Origin of the sequence: Pseudoflavitalea rhizosphaerae (assembly GCF_003991355.1) — a bacterium.
Lineage (GTDB): Bacteria > Bacteroidota > Bacteroidia > Chitinophagales > Chitinophagaceae > Pseudobacter > Pseudobacter rhizosphaerae.
On sequence record NZ_RCSU01000018.1, the window covers coordinates 94,644 to 112,948 of the forward strand.

An 18,305-nucleotide genomic window follows, 5' to 3' on the forward strand; every position below is an offset into this window, starting at 1 on the left:
TCATGGAAAACGATAAAAGAAAAATCGCCATTGTTACAGGAGGAGGATCAGGGCTCGGACTGGCCATCGCAACGGCTTTTACAAAACATGGCATCGAGACGGTGATCGTAGGAAGGGATGAGCAAAAACTGAAACAGGCGCAACAGCAGCTCGGCGTGCTTTGTCACCCGAAAGTCCAGGACCTTACGGACCTGAAAGCATTACCCGCTTTTGTACAAGCCATCACAAGAGAATTTGGTTCGATAGACATTCTCGTGAACAATGCCGGCATCAATCAGAAAAAAGAATTCACCGATGTAACCGATGAGGATTTCATCAATATCATCAACACCAACCTGGTAGCCGTTTTCTCTTTAAGCCGGGAAGTGGTGAAACAAATGCTGGTTCAGGGTTCCGGCAGTATCGTAAATATCAGTTCCATGGCTGCCCAGTATGGCATCCCGAAGGTGATCAGCTATTCCGCCAGCAAAACCGCCATCGAGGGTATCACCCGCGCAATGGCGGTGGAACTATCCCCAATGGGTATCCGTGTAAATGCGATCGCCCCGGGATTCATCTATTCAGACATGACAGACAAAGCCCTGAACAGCGATCCCGAAAGAAAAACGAAAGTACTCAGCCGTACTCCCATGGGAAAAATGGGACAGCCAGCCGATATCGGCGAAGCCGCCCTGTTTCTTGCCGGTGATGCTGCTCAATACATCACCGGCGTAGTTTTGCCGGTGGATGGAGGCAACTCCATCGGATTCTGATCAAACAAACCAATCAATTGATTGCCTTGAAATCTGCTCTCGTCCATATAATCCTGGGTACCGCAATGGTGCTGCTGATGCGCAACTCTACCGCGCAACTGGTGGTAAGCCGTGCGGATGCATCTACCTACAATTTGAACAAAGCGAAGATCCTGGTGGATCCAAACGACCATAAAGTAGTGAGAAAAGCTGCCGAACTATTACAGCAGGATATCTTCATGATCACCGGGGAAAGACCGGTGATCATAGAGAAGCCGCAGGCCGGGAAGCTGATCATCATCGGCAGTAAAGATCGATCGGGCATCATCCGCCTGCTCAACACAAACAAAAAACTGGATCTCACAGCCATCAGCAAACGCTGGGAAGCATTTCATATTTCGTCCATACAAAATCCTTTTCCCAATATCCAGGAGGCCCTGGTGATCACCGGCAGTGACGCACGTGGCACAGCGTTCGGGGTGCTGGAACTTTCAAAACAGGCCGGCGTTTCGCCCTGGTACTGGTGGGCCGATGTACCTGTATTGAAAAAGCAATCGATCCATATCAGGAGAGCTGCCAGTATCACAGACAGTCCGCTGGTAAAATACCGTGGTATCTTTTTGAATGATGAAGCTCCTGCTCTCAGCAACTGGAGCCGGCAACATTTTGGAGGCTTCCGCGCCGGGTTCTATGAGAAAGTATTTGAACTGATGCTTCGTCTCAAATCCAATTATATCTGGCCTGCCATGTGGGGCAATGCATTTTATGACGATGACAGCCTGAATATCAGAATGGCAGAGCAATATGCCATCGTGATCGGCACCAGTCACCATGAACCACTGATGCGTGCACACGATGAATGGCGTCGCTACGGCAACAAACAATTATGGAACTACGATAGCAGCGCCACAGCGCTCCGCAATTTCTGGCGCCAGGGACTGCAGCGCGCCACCAATGAAAAGATCGTGACGGTTGGTATGCGTGGCGATGGCGATGAGCCCATGAGCCGGGAAACCGCCACCAGCCTGCTGGAACGAATCGTGACAGACCAACGCAGGATCATCAGTGAAGTCAGCGGCAAACCCGCGGACCAAACACCACAACTCTGGGCATTGTATAAGGAAGTGCAGGACTATTACGATAAAGGAATGCGCGTACCCGAAGACGTTACCCTGCTTCTCTGTGACGATAACTGGGGCAATATCCGGCGGCTCCCTGCACCCAATGCCCCCAAACGAAAAGGAGGCTACGGTATCTACTATCATTTCGATTATGTGGGCGGTCCCCGCAATTACAAATGGATCAACACCAACCCGCTTCCACGTGTTTGGGAACAGATGCACCTGGCTTGGGAATATGATGTAAAACAGATCTGGATCGTGAACGTGGGTGACCTCAAACCCATGGAACTACCCATCTCCTTCTTCCTTGACTATGCCTGGAACCCAACCAGGATCGGGCCTTCAGACATTCAGGCATATACGGAACAATGGGCGGCGCAACAATTCGGAAGCCGGCATCAAAAAGAAATTGCAGCCCTTCTCGCCACTTACACAAAGATCACCGGAAGAAAAAAACCCGAACTATTGAATGAGAACTCCTACAACTTATACGGAGGTAATGCTTTCAGCTCCGTGATAGGAGAAACAGGAAAACTGGAAAAAGAAGCAAAAGCCATTGCTGCCCAAATTCCTGCTGAATACCAGGATGCCTTTTTCCAGCTCGTATTGCATCCCATCATGGCAGTGAACAATCTCTATCAGCTCTACTATTATACGGCACTGAACCATCATCATGCAAAATACAATCTCGCTATCGCCAACAGGTACGCAGATACTGCAAAACAACATTTCGAAAACGATTCGCTGATCTCGCTTCAATACCATCGCATCAATAATGGAAAATGGGACCATATGATGAGCCAGACGCATATCGGTTATACGTACTGGCAACAACCGCCTTTCAATAAGATCCCTTCCCTGGAATACCTGGAAGCGCCCGAAGAAGAAAAACTGATCAGCATCGATACATTTGCCAAAACATCCAAAGAACTCATTCCTGATGGCGTCTCCGGCAACCTGTTCTATCAATATTCAGGTTATGTGTCCATGGACGCAGCACATTATTCAAAAGCCGTCAACAGCAATGGCATTACCTGGACCGTCCTTCCCCACCATGGCCGTACCGGCGATGCCATCACCCCATTCCCTGTTACTGCTTCGCGTCAGCAACCTGGTGGTAACGCTCCGAAACTGAGCTATGATTTTTATGTGCGGGATGCAGCTGCCTTCGAACTTTCTTTGTATTGTTCTCCTACCCTCAACCTGCAGCATGCGCCGGAAGGCATGCAGTTTGCCGTGAGTATCGATGAGCAGGTACCGCAGATCATGGAACTCAACAAAGACGACGCTAATACAAGGATCTGGGAAACCTGGGTAGTCAATAATATCATCATTAAAAAAACAAGATTGCACATCAGTAAACCCGGAAAACACACCCTTCATTTCTGGATGGTGGACCCCGGTGTGGTTTTGCAGAAACTGGAGCTCAATGCCGGCAAAGCGAAACCAGGCCACCTGGGATTTCCTGAAACACTACATCGATAAAACAGAATGATCATGCCAATGAAATTTTTCCAGCCGGCCCTTACAACAGCAGTAACCATGAGCCTTCTGTTGCCGGCAGCTTTTGCACAGAAAGGAACTTTAAAAAAAGAACCCGTATCTCAGCCACTGATAACAAAGCAGTACACAGCCGATCCATCCGCCCATGTATTCAAAGGAAGGATCTTTCTCTATCCATCACACGATATCGAATCCGGTATTGCCGAAAACGATAATGGCGATCACTTCAACATGAAGGATTACCACGTCTATTCCATGACAGATGTGGAAGGTAAGGTAAAGAACCATGGCGTTGCCCTCTCGCTCAACAATATTCCCTGGGCAGGCCGTCAGCTCTGGGCGCCTGATGCCGCTTACAAGGATGGCACTTATTATCTTTATTTCCCCGCCAAAGACAAACAGGATATTTTCCGCATCGGCGTAGCCACCAGCAAGAAACCACAGGGGCCCTTCAAAGCAGAAACTTCGTATATCCCAGGCAGTTATAGCATCGACCCCTGTGTATTCCGGGATGCTAACGGTGACTACTACATGTATTTCGGCGGTATCTGGGGAGGCCAGCTCCAACGCTGGAAGAACAACCAGTACGATGCCAATGCCCCCATCCCACAACCCGGAGATACAGCCGTTCTTCCGCGCGTAGCCAAACTTTCAGCCGATATGAAGTCCTTTGCCGAACCCGTTCGTGAAGTACAGCTCCTGGATGAAAATGGAAAACCATTCATGGAAAACGATAAAGAGAAACGCTTTTTCGAAGCAGCCTGGGTCCATTACTACAATGGCAAATACTATTTCTCCTACAGCACCGGCGATTCTCATAATATCTGTTACGCAACCGGCGACAATCCCTACGGCCCCTTCACTTACAAAGGTGTAATTCTGGAACCCGTGGAAGGCTGGACCAATCATCATTCCATCGTTTTCTACAACGGTCACTGGTACCTCTTTTATCATGATGTGCAGATCTCCGGCAAAACATTCCTGCGCAATGTGAAAGTGACTGAACTGTTCTACAACGAAGACGGGACCATCAGAAAACAAAACGCATATAAAAACTGATTGCATGAAAAAACTGACCGCGATATTCCTGCTGCTCAGCGTAAGTCATCTGCAGGCACAGGAATATAAAACCTATCCGATGTGGGACCATAATCTTCCCACCGCCACACGTGTGCGCGATCTTATCAGCAGGCTCACACTGGAAGAGAAAGTTGCACAGATGCTCAATGCCGCGCCAGCCGTGGAAAAGCTCGGCATCCCTGCATACGATTGGTGGAATGAAGTTTTGCACGGCGTGGCAAGAACGCCTTTCAAAGTGACCGTATTCCCGCAAGCCATTGGTATGGCCGCCACCTGGGATACTTCCTCACTTTTTACGATGGCAAAATATTCAGCCACGGAAGGCCGCGCCATCCATAATATCGCCATCAAAAAGAACAGGACACGTGAGCGCTATCTCGGCCTCACCTACTGGACACCCAATATCAATATCTTCCGCGATCCGCGCTGGGGCCGCGGGCAGGAGACCTATGGCGAAGATCCTTTCCTCACAGCCATGCTCGGCAGCGCCTTCGTTCATGGATTACAGGGAGATGATCCCAGGTACCTGCAGGCAGCCGCCTGCGCCAAGCACTACGCCGTGCACAGCGGCCCTGAACCATCCCGCCACTCCTTCAATGCCAATGTGAGCGCATACGATCTCTGGGACACTTACCTGCCCGCATTCAAAGAGCTGATCACAAATGCAAAAGTGGCCGGCGTAATGTGCGCCTACAATGCTTTCCGAAACCAGCCCTGCTGCGCCAGCGATCTCCTCATGAACGATATCCTCCGCAACCAATGGCAGTTCAATGGATATGTGACCAGCGACTGCTGGGCCATCGATGATTTTTTCAAATACCACAAAACACATAAGGACGCCACCGTGTCCGCCGCAGACGCAGTTCTGCATGGCACCGATGTGGAATGCGGCGTATCTGTTTACAAAACCCTGGTAGACGCTGTAAAGCAAAATATCATCACAGAAAAACAACTCGATGTTTCCCTCGAAAGATTGTTCACTATCCGTTACCGGCTCGGCCAGTTCGATCCGCCTTCGATGGTGCCCTATACACAGATAGATGAATCCGTTCTGGAAAGTGAAGCCCATAAAGCACATTCATTGAAAATGGCGAAACAGTCGATTGTACTGCTGAAAAACCAGAACAACACGCTCCCACTGAAAAGATCCATCAAAAAAATAGCGCTCATCGGCCCCAATGCAGACAATCCAATTGCCGTACTCGGCAATTACAATGGAATGCCCTCTGAGATCATTACAGTGCTCAAAGGGCTGCAACGCAAGCTGGGCAAGGATGTGGAGATCATCTACGAAAAAGCAGTGAACTTTACTGACGACTCATTGATCATCTTCGAAGATCTCTCTTCCCTGTACAGTACCGATGGTAAAACCGGCGTAAAAGCAGAATACTGGAATAATGAAAAAATGGAAGGAAGTCCTGATATCACCATCACCGAAAAAGATATCGACCATTACTGGCCTGAAGGACAAAGTCCCGCCAATGGCATCAACACCATCCATTTCTCCGCCAGGTACACAACTGTGTACACAGCCCGTGAAACAGAAACATTGCAGTTTGAAGCCAGTGGAGACGATGGTTATCGCATATTCATCAACGATGAATTAAAGCTCAACGCCTGGGAGCGCAACCGCTGGGGTGCAAAGAAATTATCGCTGAACACTGAAAAAGGAAAACAATACCGCATCCGCGTTGAAATGTACCAGGGCGAAGGCAATGCAGCCATTCAGTTCAAAGCAGGAAAAACAGGAAGAACGAATATTGCAGCGCTCAAAGAAAGGATCAAAGAGGCCGATGTGGTCCTCTTTGCCGGTGGCATCTCCCCACAACTCGAAGGCGAAGAAATGAAAGTGGACCATCCTGGCTTCAATGGCGGCGACCGCACTACCATAATGCTTCCTGCCATTCAAACACGATACATGCGGGAACTGCAATCCACCGGTAAGCCGGTTGTATTCATCATGATGACAGGCAGCGCTATCGCCATTCCCTGGGAAGATCAGAATATACCCGCCATCATCAATGCCTGGTATGGTGGTCAGCATGCCGGTACAGCCATCGCCGATGTTCTGTTCGGAGATTATAATCCTGCCGGCAGATTGCCTGTCACTTTCTATGCAAACGATAAAGACCTACCTGATTTCAATAGCTATGATATGAAAGGAAGGACTTACCGCTATTTCACCGGGAAACCGCTTTATCCCTTCGGCTATGGTCTCAGCTATTCCAGTTTCACTTATGATGGATTTACACTGCCCGCTACTCACGCAAAAGGCAAGCCCCTCACTGTAAAAGTGCGCGTATCGAATACTGGAAAAATTGACGGTGAGGAAGTGGTTCAGCTCTACGTATCACATACAGGCAAAACCGAAACTGCTCCATTGCGCGCCCTCAAAGGATTCCAGCGCATCGCACTGAAAGCGGGCGAAAGCCGGATGGTGGAATTCACCCTCAGTCCCGAAATGCTTTCTGTGGTGAACAAAGAGGGCAAACTGGTACAACCAACCGAAAAAATATGGATCAGTGTGGGCGGCGGACAGCCGGCCGTAAAGAACAAGACCACCAGCACCGTTCTCAGCAAATCACTCTTAATTCAATAAGCATGCAACTCAATTTTAAAAATATTATCCCGCTTTTTATTGCAACAGCATTGATCAGTCCCATAGCTTTTGCTCAAAAGCCTGCAACATTTATTCGGGGAGCAGTCGCTCGCGTCCCCGCGAGTGACGGTTATTTGCTCGCCTCCGGCGAGCACCGTGTCGCCGGAGGCGACGGAATACATGTCACTCGCGGGGACGCGAGCGACTACTCCCCGATTTCTCATCAAACATTATTTTCCGGAGCAGGACTGAAAGATTTCTACAAAGACTACTTCCCCATCGGCGTTGCCGTTTCCCCTTTTGCTTTGAGAACTGATGAAGCAAACCTTGTTCTCAGAGAATTCAACAGCCTCACAGCAGAGAATGCCATGAAGATGGGGCCAATACATCCACGAAAAGACCAGTATTTCTGGGCGCATGCAGACAGTATCGCAGCCTTCGCACGTAAGCATCAACTCAAACTGAGAGGCCATACACTTTGCTGGCATAACCAAACGCCGGCCTGGTTGTTCAACGACGCAAACGGACAACCTGTAACCAAAGTAGAATTATTGAAACGATTGAAAGACCATATTACAACTGTGGTTACCCGTTATAAAGACGTCATCTATGCCTGGGATGTGGTGAATGAAGTGATCAGCGACAGGAAAGATGAATACCTCCGAAACTCCCGCTGGTTACAGATCTGCGGTGAGGATTTTATCGAAGCCGCTTTCCGTTACGCTCATGAAGCCGATCCTAAAGCACTGCTTTTCTACAACGACTATAATGAGATCGATCCCGTTAAGAGAACAAAGATCATCCGCCTTGTACAAAACCTCCAACAAAAAGGGGTGCCCATCCACGGAATCGGATTACAGGCCCACTGGGCCATAAATGAGCCATCATTTACACAACTCGACAGCACATTGAATGAATTTGCCGCCACAGGACTTCAATTACAGATCACGGAACTGGACATCTCTGTTTATAGAAAAGAGCATGATGCCAGGAAAAGACAGGCGTCCGATAAAGATACCAGCTTCTCACCGGAGAAGCAGGCCCTGCAAACACAACGCTACAAAGAAGCTTTCCAGCTGTTCAGGAAATACCGCCGCCATATCACTGGCGTCACTTTCTGGAATATCTCCGACCGTTATAGCTGGCTCGACAATTTCCCGGTGAGAGACCGGAAGGATCATCCACTTTTATTTGATGCCCGTTTACAACGCAAAAGTGCTTACGAAGCAGTAGTCAACTTTTAGTCTTATCCAGGCTGTTCAATTATAATTCCAAAGTGTATTACCGGCAAGTCGGTTATTCCTGTATAAGCAAGTAGTAGCCAGCATTTCCGCTTTTCGTAAACCCATTTCCCGGATTCGATAAGAGCCCGGGGTTCCTGCATTTAATTTTGCGCCGTCAAACGGCTGCAACCTCTTCGCTATTGTATTCATTCTGCAGCCTTCCTGACAACTAACCAGGACCGGAATTAAATAAATAAAACAATGATGAAAAAATCAGTTCTCATGATGACCCTGATCTTCATCTGCTCCCTGATCACCTTTGCAGCAGATGAAACAGGAATCATCAGAGGAAAAGTAACCACTTCAGACGGCAACCCTGCAGAAGCCGTTACGGTAACTTTCAAAGGAACCAAAAGATCAGCAGTAACAGATGAGTTTGGCAATTTCTTAGTACGTAACCTCGAACCGGGAAACTATACTCTCGAGATCTCATTAGTAGGTCATGAAACCTATCAAAAGGAAGTGACGGTAAAAGAAAAAGAAACCATCAATATCACCATCGAACTGCAGGTATCTTCCAAAGACCTCCAGGAAGTGATTGTGAGCGGCAATAAGATGACGCGCACCAGCAGTGATTATGTATCGAAGATCAACTTGAAGAATACTGAGAACTCCCAGGTATACACTACCATCACCGGCACATTGATGAAACAGCAGATGGCATTTTCCGTTGACGATGTGATCCACAACTCTCCGGGTGTACAAACCATGTGGCAGGCCACCGGCCGTGGGGGTGATGGCGGCGCTTACTACAATATGCGTGGCTTCATTGTACAAAGCCAGCTTAGGAACGGCATTTCCGGAAATATTACCAGTCGCGCCGATGCAGTGAACGTAGATCGTATCGAAGTAGTGAAGGGCCCTTCGGCTACCCTCTTCGGCAGCACACTGTCCTCCTATGGTGGTTTGATCAACCGTGTTACCAAGAAAGCATATGACCATTTCGGTGGTGAAGTTTCTTATGCAATGGGCAGCTATGGTTTCAACCGTGCTACTGTTGACATCAACACCCCGCTGGACAAAGACAAAAAAGTATTGCTCCGCACCAATGCCGCCTATTATTCTGAAGGCGCCTGGAGGGATTACGGTTTCAACAAAGGTTTTGTATTTGCTCCAACACTTACCTACAAAGCATCAGACCGTCTATCTTTCAACTTCGATGCTGAAATTTACAGTTCCAGCAACGCATCAGAACCTTTTGTATTTTTCTACTTTCCAACAGATCAGCTGGGAGCGCATAACCCTAAAGAACTGGGAATAGATTACAAGCGGTCTTATTCCGCCAATAATATTTTCCAGAAATCCAAGGTGGCCAATTTCTTCGGTCAGATGAATTACAAGATCTCTGACAAATGGACCTCACAAACCAATGTGAGCTCTTCATACAGTAATTCCGATGGTCCCTTTGCTTATTACTACCTCGTACCCAATACCGGCCGACCCGGCGCCGATTCAATGGTACGTGCGGTACAGTCCACTGCCAACAGCAACATGAATGTGTACGAAGTTCAACAGAACTTCATTGGTGATTTCAAGACCGGCAAGCTCAGGCACCGCGTACTGGCCGGACTGGATTATCTTTACCAGAACTCCGATCAGATGTTCTATGGTACCGATTTCGATATAATTCCCAAGAACGGACTGATCCCCACATACGCCAATTTCAACAGGGATAACCTGAACAGGATGCTGGAGGATGGCTCCACTGTTTGGTACTACCCTTACAAATACCAGGCTTCCACTTACAGTGCATATGTTGGTGACGTAGTGAACATCACTGATTATGTGATTGCATCAGCAGCTGTACGCGTAGACCGCTATGATTTCAGGGGCAATTTCGATCCAACAAAAGGTGGTTACGAGGATGGATATGCGCAAACATTCTTCTCTCCCCGCTTTGGCCTGGTGATCCAGCCCATTCCTGATGTAGTATCTATCTTCGGTAACTATCAGAATGGTTTCACCAACAAGCCCGGCAGCGATTGGGAAGGCAAATCCTTCGACCCTGAAGAAGCAGCTCAAATCGAAGGCGGTGTAAAAGTGAACCTGCTCGGAGGCAAACTCACCAGCACCTTGAGCTACTACAATATCAAAGTAAAAAATGTATTGCGTGCTGATCCTGTTCACCCCAACTTCTCTATCCAGAATGGAACACAAAGAAGCCAGGGTATCGAAGCTGAAGTGATTGCACATCCTGTAAGAGGACTTGACCTTGTGCTCGGTTATGCCTACAACGATTCCAAATTCCTGGAATCCGATGAAGGCGTGAAAGGCCGTCGCCCGGACGTTTCCGGTTCTCCCCACACATTCAATAGCTGGGTGAACTACACTTTCTCAGGTAATCTCAAAGGCTTCGGCATCGGTGGTGGCGTAAGATACCAAAGCGATAACATGATCGTGAACAGTGTTGAGAATGGAGTATTCACACTTCCTGAATTCACACTTGTAGACGCATCTGTCTATTATGATCAGGCTAAATGGAGATTCGGTCTGAAATGTAATAACCTTACCAACCAGGAATACTATATCGGTTACACTACCCTGAACCCTCAGCAACTGAGAACGATCATAGGTAGCGTTACTTTCAAGTTCTAATCCTTTTCATTTGTTATAGAAAAGAGCCCGGGCATGTCCGGGCTCTTTGTTTTCAATATTTATCGGTAAATTTATGTTTGCCGGACAAGCCCCACCGGCAAATGGCACTCCCCTTAGCTCCCTGGCATAGTTTTGTTGTTGATCACGAATATAAATTTGAACGATATGGCACAGGATACTCAGAAAGTTGTAGTTGTAGGAGGTGGATTTGCAGGGATCAATTTTGTAAAAAGACTTGCCAATGATGATCGTTTCCAGGTAACGCTGGTAGACAGGAACAATTATCATTTCTTTCCGCCTCTCTTGTACCAGGTGGCTTCTTCCTTCATCGAGCCTTCCAATATCAGTTATCCTTTCCGCCGCATGTTCCAGAAAATGAGGAACTGCAGGTTCCATATGGGCAGCTTCCTGAAAGTGAACCCGGAGCAAAACATCATTGAAACCGATACAGGTATCCTCTCATACGATATACTCGTTCTTTCTGTAGGCGCAGAATCGAATTATTTCGGCATGACTAACGTTCAGGAACATGCGCTTCCCATGAAGAATATCGATGATGCGCTCGTTCTCCGCAACCAGCTCCTGCTGAACATGGAAGAAGCTGTCCGTTCTACCGATCCGGATGAAAAAGCAAGATTGCTGAACATCGTCATTTCCGGCGGAGGCCCTACCGGCGTGGAAGTGGCAGGCATGCTGGCTGAGATGGGACGCTATATCCAGGCCAAGGAATATCCTGAGATCCGTGACTTAACCTCACATATCTACCTGATTGATGCAGGCCCCACACTACTCGGCCCCATGAGTCCGAAAGCACAGAAAGAAGCCACTACTCAACTTGAACGCCTGGGCGTTCACATCATACTTAACACAGCCGTGAAAGATTATGTTGATAGGAAAGTGATCCTGGCCGACGGCAGGGCCATCGAAACCCATGCATTGATCTGGACCTCCGGCGTCACCGGCCGCAGCTTACCCGGCATTCCCGCGGAATCCATCGGTCGCGGCAAGCGCCTGCTCGTAGATGCCAATAACAAAGTACTGAACACAACCAATATCTATGCTCTTGGCGATAGCTGCTTGCAAACCACCGACCCCGCCTTTCCTAACGGCCATCCTCAACTGGCACAGGTAGCCATCCAGCAGGGCACTTTACTCGGCAAAAACCTCAAACGCGCGGCTGACGGGCAAAAAATGCACTCCTTTATCTACAACGACAAGGGCTCCATGGCCATCATTTCCAAATACAAGGCCGTAGCCGATCTTCCCAAAACATTCCTGAAAGGATTCATTGCCTGGCTCATCTGGCTTTTCGTTCATATCATCCCGTTAGTAGGATTCCGCAACAAAGTATGGCTGGCCTTCTCCTGGATGTGGGCCTTCTTCACCAATAATCCAACACTCCGTCTCATCATCAGACCTCAAAAGGACAAACCCTGAAAACCTCATCTCAAAGCCACCTTCCCTCAACCTCAAACCAATCGAATCCAAACCAAACCAAACTCGCACACCCACCCCATCCCTACCACACACGCAGAAAGCAAACCCGTGGATCCGAAATAAATTGTTACACCTCCCCGCTGCCCATCTGTTTTGGGTATATGCGAACAGGGCCTTCGAAACATAAGCGAAGAAGTCCGGTTCAGCACCACAGCTCCATCCCACCAACTACAGCAGAAAAAAATCCTCCCGTGTTGGTTTGTTTCGCAGCCCGGTTCGCATATACCCAAAACAGCCGGCACAAAAACTATAATCTCGGATCCACAGGTTCGCTTTCCAGCGCCAACACGCCAAACACACATTGGTGCACGGCGCGCAGCGGCAAATGTTGGCAGAATCTTTCCAATCCTTCCACACCAAGTGCAAACTCACGCAGCGCCAGTGAGCGTTTCCCATTGAGCCCACGATTCTTCAGCCTGTTCATATTCTCCGGCAAAGTATACTCAGGCCCATAGATAATGCGGAGATATTCACGTCCACGCACTTTGATGGCGGGCTGGATCAATCCTTTTGCATTGGTCCCGACAAAATTCCAGGGCTTCACTACCATTCCTTCCCCGCCGCCGGCTGTGAGTTGCAGCCACCAGTCGGTTGCCTGCTGAACGCTGCTCTCATCTTCCAGGTTTATTACCATGTATTCAGTTGCGAGCAGGATGCCGGCATCCTGAGTGCAGATTGTGGCGATAGTATCCATATGCCAGCCATGGTCCTTATCAAAATAGGTCTGGCCTTCTGTTGCGAGGATATGAAAAGGAGCTATCTTGTAATCCTCCAGTTGCTCCACCGGCCAACAGTATTGACGGTAAGCCATGATGAAATCATGAACGCTGGCTTGTTTTTCCTGGTAGCGATCCAGCAGTGATTGAACCTCTACGTGTGTGCCTGCCTGTTGCAGTGTCTGAATTGCAGCTTGCAGGGAACCCGTAGCCACTGCTCCTACAGCGCCATATTGATTCTGTAACAGCGCCTGCGCTTTGCTGCTCCAGGGCATGAGCTCGGTATCCAGACAAACCCAATCCGTATTGAATTGATCATAGATCCCCGCCGACTCAAGTGCTGTGTTCAATCGTTGCAATAATGCCTGCTCAATGGCAGTATCAGTGAAGAAAGCGCGTCCTGTTCTCGTATAGATCACACCGGTAGCATCTCCAGTAATACCGAAAGCTTTCTGAATGGCTGCTGCATTTCTTCCTACTATCACTACAGCTCTCGATCCCATATGTTTCTTTTCACAGACCAGTTTCTGAATGCCTGCTTTTTTGAAATAATCGAATGCCTCAGTGGGATATTCGAGATAATCAGGCAGGCTGCTGGTTTCAGATGGACTCATCGTAGGAGGAAGATAGATAAGCCAGCGCGGGTCTACCGCAAAACGGCTCATCACTTCAAGTGCAGTGATGGATTGCTCTTCACGAATCGTAATATTATGTCCCAGCCTGGTGGGAACGATCTGCTTGCCGGTGAAGTCCGAGATATCCAATACGTCATCCTGTTGCTGCTGCAGCGTGAGTGTAACAGGCGCCGGCGCGAGCGGACGAACGGGCTCGCTGTACACTTTCGCTGCCGGAACAGAAACAAGTTCTTTTTCAGGATAGCGAAGTGCAGTGAGTTTGCCGCCGAACACGCAACCTGTATCGATATCGATCGTATTATTGAGCCATTGCGGCTCCGGCACAGGCGTATGACCATATACCACCATCGCCTTGCCCCTGTATTCTGCAGCCCAGTTATAACGGATCGGCAAACCGAACTCATCCGTTTCACCAGTAGTCTCCCCATACAGCGCAAACTCACGGACAGCACCCGATCCACGTCCCTGCATGGATGCTTTCATGCCTGCATGCGCTACAACCAGTTTGCCATCATCAAAAACATAATGACTGATCAGTCCATCCACAAAATCCACGATCTCCTTGCGGAATTCATCGGACTCTCCTGCCAGTTGCGCAACAGTAGCTTCCAGTCCATGACGCACATGTACCTGCTTGCCGGTGAGCCATCGCTTCAGTTTATCATCGTGGTTACCGGGCACACACCAGGCAAGGCCAGCCTTCACCATCGGCATGATCAGTTTCAGTACGCCCGGAGAATCAGGACCGCGATCCACCAGGTCGCCAAGGAACACAGGTTTTCTGCCTTCCGGATGGATCCAGTTTCCATTTTCTTTTTGATAGCCGAGTTTTTGCAACAGCAAAAGCAGTTCATCCAAACAGCCATGGATATCACCGATGATATCGAAAGGACCACGTAGGGTTTTCTTATCGTTATACAAAGGATCGCGGATGATGCCTTTGATATTGTCTGTGTCTTCCACGCTCAGCTCAAATATCTGGCGGAAGCCTTCAGCTTTGAGGTAACGAAGGCTTCTGCGTAATTGCGAGATCTGGTGCGGGATAACATGTGGGCCGAGATCACGGTCCGGGCGGACCTTGCTTCGTTGTGAGCAGATCTTTTCCGGCGTGTTCACCACAATGGCTACAGGCAGCACATGGTATTCACGCGCCAGTTTGATCCAGTCCTTCCTGGCGCTTTCCTGCACGTTAGTGGCATCTACTACTGTGAGCAAGCCATTCTTCAATCTTTTAGCTACGATATAACGCGCCAGGTCGAATGCATCATTGGAAGCAGACAGGCTGTTCTCATCATCGCTCACAAAAGCGCGGCATTGATCCGAACTGACGATCTCTGTTGGCTTGAAATGTTTCCGGGCGAAAGTTGATTTACCGGAGCTGGAAGCCCCGATCAGCACAATCAGAGAGAGCCCAGGAACATGTATGTATTCTGCGTTTGATCGCATGAGGGATTATTTGTTCTTTGAGAAAATAGCCATCTGGGTGAGCGCACCCACTTCGGGTTGTTCTTCACCCACGGCTTTGAAACTGACATGGTAACCGTGCTCGGCAGCTACGCGGTTGCCCCAATCGGAAAATTCCTGCCGCGTCCATTCGAAGCGATGATCAGTATGCCGCATCGCATTTTCCGGCATCGATTCAAAAAGTACATTGTACTCTTTATTCGGAGTAGTGATGATAACATATACCGGCTTCGTATAGCCGAATATTACTTTTTCCATGGCAGCGAGCCTTGGCTCGTCCAGGTGTTCGATCACTTCTACCAGGGCAGCCGCTTCGTAACCTTCCAGGCGTTGGTCCCGATACATAAGGGACCCCTGGATCAGGCTGAGCCTTGTACGCTGTCTGTCCGGCATCCTTTCTGTTTTCAACCTGTCGTTGGCGATACTGAGCGAACGATGGCTCACATCCATGCCCAATACTTTTTTGAACTGCTTTTGTTCCATCAGGAGTTTGAGCAGTTTGCCTTCACCACAACCGAGGTCCGCAACGGAATGGGCTCCGGTGAGTAAGAGTTCATCGCAAACCGCCTGCAGGCGCTGATCGTGTACACGCAGTTTCGTCGTATTGTCCGCTTCTTCAGTTGCATCTGCCTGTTCTTCGTCCTCATCCTTCAATAATATACTGAGGGCTTCATTGGTAAGACTGCTCTTGTATTTCAGGTAACGTTTGGTGATCAGCTCACGGGCTGGATGTGATGGCAGCCAGTCCTTTCCTTTCTCCATCAGTTTTTCCACTTCATGCTGCCCCACGAAATAATGTTTCTCGTTATCACAAACGGGAATGAGCAGGTAAAGATGCGAAAGCAATTGCCGGATGGTGATGGTATTGTTCAACTGAACTGAGTAGTACCGGCTAAGTCCCCACTCCGGGAATTTTGGATCAACAGGATAACGGAAAGCAATAACCGAATAGCCCAAAGGTTCAAACAAGGCCCTCAGCAATTCCTCCCCTCCTGAAACAGGCAGACCACTCAGTTGTATTTCCAGTGGGAAAGGGATATCCACCAGTTCCGGCTTCAGCTGGCATCGGCCGCCCATGGCCGTACCAAAGGCTTTGGCGATGGCGGCGCTCATAAGGGAACTGGCCACATAGGGTCTGTCGTTCACATATTGTTGCAAAGCAAAATCGTTCTCGTTCTTTTTACGGACGAGGCCAACGGGATCAATGTCCAGCAATAGTGCGATGGTACATTTTTCGTCTGTAGCTTCCGGATAGAACAAATGTGCAATGCCTGCAGAAATCTCCACCTGCTGCACTTTACCGGGATGTTTGTGCAAGAGAAAGCTCAGGTCGGATGCAGGTTTTCGTGTAGTGCTGATAGTAAGTAACATAATAAATTCCTGGTTGACGGGAAAAGGGCCCTTTTCAAAAATAACTAAAAATCCTTATGAGTGACAACCGGGAAAGGATAGATGCAGGAAGCAAAACTGTTCCATAAAAAAAGCCCCGGAAAATTCCGGGGCTGTACTTAAAAGAACTACATGAAAGAAAATATTAGTAGCCGGGGTTGGGCACCAGCAGCGGGTTCTTTTGAATTTCCCTTGCAGGGATCGGTAGCAACAAATGATCGGGATTCCAGGGCTGCTTGTTGGGCAAGGCGCCTAAAATGGCATTGGCCTTCCCAAATCTTCTGAGATCAAACCATCTTTGTCCGTCTTCCGTGAAGAGTTCTGTTTGACGCTCATGCAAAACCGCTTCCAGCAGTTCTTCCTTACTGGCCGCTGCTGTATTGTCAAGTCCTGCGCGGTTCCTGATCTTGTCGATATCCGCAGCAGCTCCGGTGAGATCAACACCTTGCTGTGCCCTGGCTTCGGCCCTTATGAGGTATTGTTCAGCCAGCCTGAGCACCATATGCGCCTGTGCGGGGATCGGGGCATTATTGGCGGTTGGAATGCCTTCATACTTCACAGGATAGAAATATTTCTTTCCATGATAGCCATCGATATCAGGGGAAACGAAACCATCCACCCAAACTGTTCTTCTGTTATCATCCGATTCAAATGCCGCCAATTGTTCAAGCGACAGAAAATAGGATGGGATAATTTGAGGAGCAACTGCCGGGAAGAAAGCCGGGTCCAGGAATAATGCCTGGTATTCCGGAGGAAGTTCGGAATAACGGAAGAAAGGCGCCAGCCTGGAACCTTCAACAGTAATGTCGTGGGTATTGCCGGGCACATGCTCCAATTGAAAAATGGCTTCAGTGCTGTTAGGCTTGAAAACATTTGCCAGTGGAATGATATCGTAAAGGCTGGTCTTATCAATCACTGTGGTAGCCTGTGCTTCAGCTTCCGCCCATTTTTGCTGGTAGAGATACACGCGCGCCAGCAATGCTGCTGCTGCCCATTTGTTGGGGCGGCTCCTTTGTTGTGCTGAAAAATCATAATCACCCGGAAGATTGGCAATTGCATCTCTGAGATCGGCCTCTATCTGCTTGTACAGCTCGGCAACGGGTGTTCTGGGGATCAGTGCAGTTTTCCTGATATCTGTTGTTGTCATCAGCGGCACATCACCATGCAGGTTGAGCAGCATGAAATGACAGTAAGCCCTCACAAATTTCGACTCCGCGGCCAACTGGGTCCGGGTAGTATCCGAAAGCAATGGCGATGTAGAGGCAGCCACCCCTTCAATGATGGAATTGGCGGAATAGATCACCCGGTACGGCACATCCCAGAACAGCGGTTGTGCCAGAGCGTTATCATTTCTCAATTGATTGGAGTAGAACTGGAAATCATCCGGGTTGTTCAGACCGGCCAGCGCTTCTAATTCATCAGCCATCATCCCGGCATAGATGCTAAGGCCGCCATTGCTGAAATTAGGGCTTCCATCTGTTCCCGTCATCATCATGGAATACATACCTGCAAGGGCTGAGTAAGCATTTTGGTTAGTATTGAAGACCTTCTCGGTTGCGATTGTTTCGCGCGGCGGATCGATCTCCACCAGTTTCTTACACCCGGTGAAAGCCAGGGCAGTGAGCAGGAAAACTGCAGATCCGGCTTTTGTATTTAATAGATTGGAGAAATTCATATCAGCAGTTTTGGAGT

Annotated in this window: 10 protein-coding genes; 7 read left to right on the forward strand and 3 right to left on the reverse strand. The window is 48.9% G+C overall.

The window, feature by feature from the left end; translation table 11 throughout:
- Positions 1–2: 2 nt before the first annotated feature.
- The 7 genes from D9Y29_RS23970 to D9Y29_RS24000 all read left to right on the forward strand — a co-directional run bounded on the left by D9Y29_RS23970 (position 3) and on the right by D9Y29_RS24000 (position 12,349).
- Positions 3–752 carry an SDR family NAD(P)-dependent oxidoreductase gene (locus D9Y29_RS23970; protein WP_127132777.1) on the forward strand — a complete coding sequence of 250 codons (750 nt, stop codon included), beginning with the start codon at positions 3–5 and terminating at the stop codon, positions 750–752.
- A gap of 26 nt (positions 753–778) precedes the next feature.
- A complete protein-coding gene (locus tag D9Y29_RS23975; RefSeq protein ID WP_241238030.1) occupies positions 779–3,337 on the forward strand; it encodes a glycosyl hydrolase 115 family protein in 2,559 nt (852 codons plus the stop codon).
- Between the two features lie 12 nt (positions 3,338–3,349).
- Positions 3,350–4,414 (forward strand): glycoside hydrolase family 43 protein, encoded by a 1,065-nt coding sequence (locus D9Y29_RS23980; RefSeq protein ID WP_241238031.1) that lies wholly within the window; start codon positions 3,350–3,352, stop codon positions 4,412–4,414.
- Positions 4,415–4,418: 4 nt separating this feature from the next.
- Positions 4,419–7,034 carry a glycoside hydrolase family 3 C-terminal domain-containing protein gene (locus D9Y29_RS23985; protein ID WP_127132779.1) on the forward strand — a complete coding sequence of 872 codons (2,616 nt, stop codon included), beginning with the start codon at positions 4,419–4,421 and terminating at the stop codon, positions 7,032–7,034.
- Positions 7,035–7,282: 248 nt separating this feature from the next.
- Positions 7,283–8,278, forward strand: coding sequence for an endo-1,4-beta-xylanase (locus D9Y29_RS23990; RefSeq protein ID WP_277601143.1), 996 nt, complete (start codon positions 7,283–7,285; stop codon positions 8,276–8,278).
- A gap of 240 nt (positions 8,279–8,518) precedes the next feature.
- Positions 8,519–10,912, forward strand: a complete 2,394-nt coding sequence (locus tag D9Y29_RS23995) for a TonB-dependent receptor (protein ID WP_206513864.1) — start codon at positions 8,519–8,521, stop codon at positions 10,910–10,912.
- Positions 10,913–11,077: 165 nt separating this feature from the next.
- The gene (locus D9Y29_RS24000; protein WP_127132781.1) at positions 11,078–12,349 is read left to right on the forward strand and encodes an NAD(P)/FAD-dependent oxidoreductase; all 1,272 of its coding nucleotides are present in this window, start codon (positions 11,078–11,080) and stop codon (positions 12,347–12,349) included.
- A gap of 307 nt (positions 12,350–12,656) precedes the next feature.
- Here the strand turns inward: D9Y29_RS24000 and D9Y29_RS24005 are convergent, their stop codons facing one another.
- From D9Y29_RS24005 to D9Y29_RS24015, 3 genes are all read right to left on the reverse strand, one after another.
- Entirely contained in the window at positions 12,657–15,206 is a 2,550-nt protein-coding gene (locus D9Y29_RS24005) for a polynucleotide kinase-phosphatase (RefSeq protein ID WP_127132782.1), read from the reverse strand.
- A gap of 6 nt (positions 15,207–15,212) precedes the next feature.
- Positions 15,213–16,595, reverse strand: coding sequence for a 3' terminal RNA ribose 2'-O-methyltransferase Hen1 (locus D9Y29_RS24010; RefSeq protein WP_127132783.1), 1,383 nt, complete (start codon positions 16,593–16,595; stop codon positions 15,213–15,215).
- A 163-nt stretch (positions 16,596–16,758) separates the two neighbouring features.
- Entirely contained in the window at positions 16,759–18,288 is a 1,530-nt protein-coding gene (locus D9Y29_RS24015) for a RagB/SusD family nutrient uptake outer membrane protein (protein WP_164735531.1), read from the reverse strand.
- Positions 18,289–18,305: the final 17 nt, after the last annotated feature.

Excerpts from the sequence above, each read along its gene's own strand:
- D9Y29_RS24000 (WP_127132781.1), top strand. The coding sequence starts at position 11,078 with ATGGCACAGGATACTCAGAAAGTTGTAGTTGTAGGAGGTGGATTTGCA.
- D9Y29_RS23995 (WP_206513864.1), top strand. The coding sequence starts at position 8,519 with ATGATGAAAAAATCAGTTCTCATGATGACCCTGATCTTCATCTGCTCC.
- D9Y29_RS23970 (WP_127132777.1), top strand. The coding sequence starts at position 3 with ATGGAAAACGATAAAAGAAAAATCGCCATTGTTACAGGAGGAGGATCA.
- D9Y29_RS23980 (WP_241238031.1), top strand. The coding sequence starts at position 3,350 with ATGCCAATGAAATTTTTCCAGCCGGCCCTTACAACAGCAGTAACCATG.
- D9Y29_RS24010 (WP_127132783.1), bottom strand. The coding sequence starts at position 16,595 with ATGTTACTTACTATCAGCACTACACGAAAACCTGCATCCGACCTGAGC.
- D9Y29_RS24015 (WP_164735531.1), bottom strand. The coding sequence starts at position 18,288 with ATGAATTTCTCCAATCTATTAAATACAAAAGCCGGATCTGCAGTTTTC.
- D9Y29_RS23985 (WP_127132779.1), top strand. The coding sequence starts at position 4,419 with ATGAAAAAACTGACCGCGATATTCCTGCTGCTCAGCGTAAGTCATCTG.
- D9Y29_RS24005 (WP_127132782.1), bottom strand. The coding sequence starts at position 15,206 with ATGCGATCAAACGCAGAATACATACATGTTCCTGGGCTCTCTCTGATT.